At 38.0% G+C, this 2,644-nt stretch carries 1 protein-coding gene; it reads left to right on the top strand.

What is annotated here, in order from left to right:
* Positions 1–93 precede the first annotated feature (93 nt).
* A partial coding sequence (locus ABX784_RS16805) for a bifunctional aconitate hydratase 2/2-methylisocitrate dehydratase (protein ID WP_372656219.1) occupies positions 94–2,644 on the top strand: 2,551 nt, incomplete at its 3' end.

The following is a 2,644-nucleotide window of genomic DNA, read 5'->3' as shown; positions in this document are numbered from 1 at the left end:
TTATTTTACGACTATACTGCTCTATGATAGAGTACCACTATTCTAAAGCTAAATTTTTAAACAATATATAACGCATCTAAACATGGAAGATCTATGAACTTGTACGAAGATTACTTAAAAGAGATTGAAGACAGAAAATTAGAAGGGCTGAACCCAAAGCCAATTGATGGCGCAGACTTAATAAAAGTTATTATTGAGCAAATCAAAGACACAACTCATAAGCATAGAGAAGGATCTCTTAAGTTCTTTATTTATAACACGCTACCGGGAACGACTAGCGCAGCAGCTAATAAAGCACAATTCCTAAAAGATATTATCCTAGGTAAAGACACTGTAGCAGAGATTACAAAAGAATTTGCTTTTGAACTTCTTTCTCACATGAAAGGTGGACCTTCAATTGAAGCTCTACTAGACCTTGCTCTTGGTGATGACCAAGCAACAGCTAAAGAAGCTGGTGAAGTTCTAAAGACACAAGTATTCCTATACCACGCAGACACTACTAGATTAGAAAATGCATTTAAGGCCGGAAATACAATTGCTAAGGATGTCCTTGAAAGTTATGCAAAAGCTGAATTCTTCACAAAGCTTCCAGAAGTTGAAGAAGAAATCAAAGTTATTACATATGTTGCTGGAACAGGAGATATCTCAACAGACCTTCTTTCTCCAGGTAACCAGGCCCACTCTCGTTCAGACCGTGAACTTCATGGTAAGTGTCTAATCACTCCAGAAGCTCAACAAGAAATAGAAGAGCTTAAGAAAGCTAACCCAGATAAGAGAGTTATGCTTGTAGCTGAAAAAGGAACAATGGGAGTTGGCTCTTCTAGAATGTCGGGAGTAAACAACGTTGCTCTTTGGACAGGAAAGAAAGCTTCTCCATATGTACCATTTATTAATATTGCTCCTGTTGTAGCTGGAACAAATGGAATCGCACCAATCTTCTTAACAACAGTAGATGTTACAGGTGGGATTGGAATTGACCTTAAGAACTGGAAAAAGAAAGTAGATGCTTCAGGTAATACTGTACTAGATAAGAATGGTGACCCAGAGCTTGAAGAAGTTTACTCTGTTGCAACAGGAACTGTTCTTACAATCAATACAAAAAAGAAGAAATTATATAATGGAGATAAAGAGCTAATCGACATGTCAGCTTCTCTTACTCCACAAAAGCTTGAGTTCATGAAAGCTGGTGGATCATATGCAGTTGTGTTTGGTAAAAAGCTTCAAACACTTGCTTGTGAAGTTCTAGGTCAAGAAGTTAAGTCTGCTTACGCTCCATCAAAAGAAATCTCTCACGAAGGACAAGGACTAACAGCTGTAGAAAAGATCTTTAACAAGAACCTTTTAGGTGGTTCAGGTAAGACTCTTCACGCAGGTTCAAATGTTAGAGTTCAAGTTAATATCGTAGGTTCTCAAGATACTACAGGTCTTATGACTTCACAGGAACTTGAGTCTATGGCCGCAACAGTTATTGCTCCTACTCTAGATGCTGGTTACCAATCAGGTTGTCACACAGCTTCAGTTTGGGATGCTAAAGCTCAAGCAAATATTCCAAGATTAATGAACTTCATGAATAAGTTTGGACTTATCACTGCAAGAGACCCTCAAAAGAAATACCCTGCGATGACAGACGTTATTCACAAGGTACTTAACGATATTACAGTTAATGACTGGGATATCACTATTGGTGGTGATTCACATACAAGAATGTCAAAAGGTGTTGCCTTTGGTGCTGACTCAGGAACTGTTGCTCTTGCACTAGCTACTGGTGAAGCTTCTATGCCAATTCCTCAATCAGTTAAGGTATCTTTCAAAGGTACTCTTAAAGATCATATGGACTTCCGTGATGTTGTTCACGCAACTCAAGCACAGATGTTAAAGCAATTTGGAGATAACATTTTCCAAGGTAAGATTATTGAAGTTCACTTAGGAACTCTTCTTGCTGACCAAGCATTTGTATTCACTGACTGGACTGCAGAAATGAAAGCGAAAGCATCAATCTGTATCTCTGAAGATGCTACTTTAATTGAGTCTCTTGAGATTTCTAAATCAAGAATTCAGATCATGATTGAAAAAGGAATGGACAACGATAAGAAAGTTCTTCAAGGACTTGTTGATAAAGCAAACAAGAGAATTGAAGAAATTAAATCTGGTAAGAACACAGCTCTTAAGCCTGATGACAATGCAAAGTACTCAGCAGAGTTTATCGTAGACCTTGATCAAATCGTAGAGCCTATGATTGCAGATCCAGATGTTAATAATGAAGATGTATCTAAGAGATACACTCACGACACAATCAGACCTGTTTCTTTCTACAAAGGTGAGAGAAAAGTTGACCTAGGGTTTATCGGGTCATGTATGGTTCATAAAGGTGATCTACAGATTCTTGCAAAGATGTTAAAGAACATCGAAGAGCAAAATGGTAAAGTTGAATTTAAAGCTCCTCTAGTAGTTGCTCCGCCTACTTACAATATCATTGATGAATTAAAAGCTGAGGGCGACTGGGAAACACTTACTAAGTACTCTGGTTTTGAATTTGATGATACAAATCCAAAAGGTGAAGCTCGTACAAAGTATAGCAATATGATGTACCTAGAGCGTCCTGGTTGTAACCTATGTATGGGTAACCAAGAGAAAGCAGCTAAGG

Source organism: Halobacteriovorax sp. (assembly GCF_041587335.1).
Classification (GTDB): Bacteria; Bdellovibrionota; Bacteriovoracia; order Bacteriovoracales; family Bacteriovoracaceae; genus Halobacteriovorax.
This window is presented reverse-complemented; position numbering and strand designations above follow the sequence as displayed.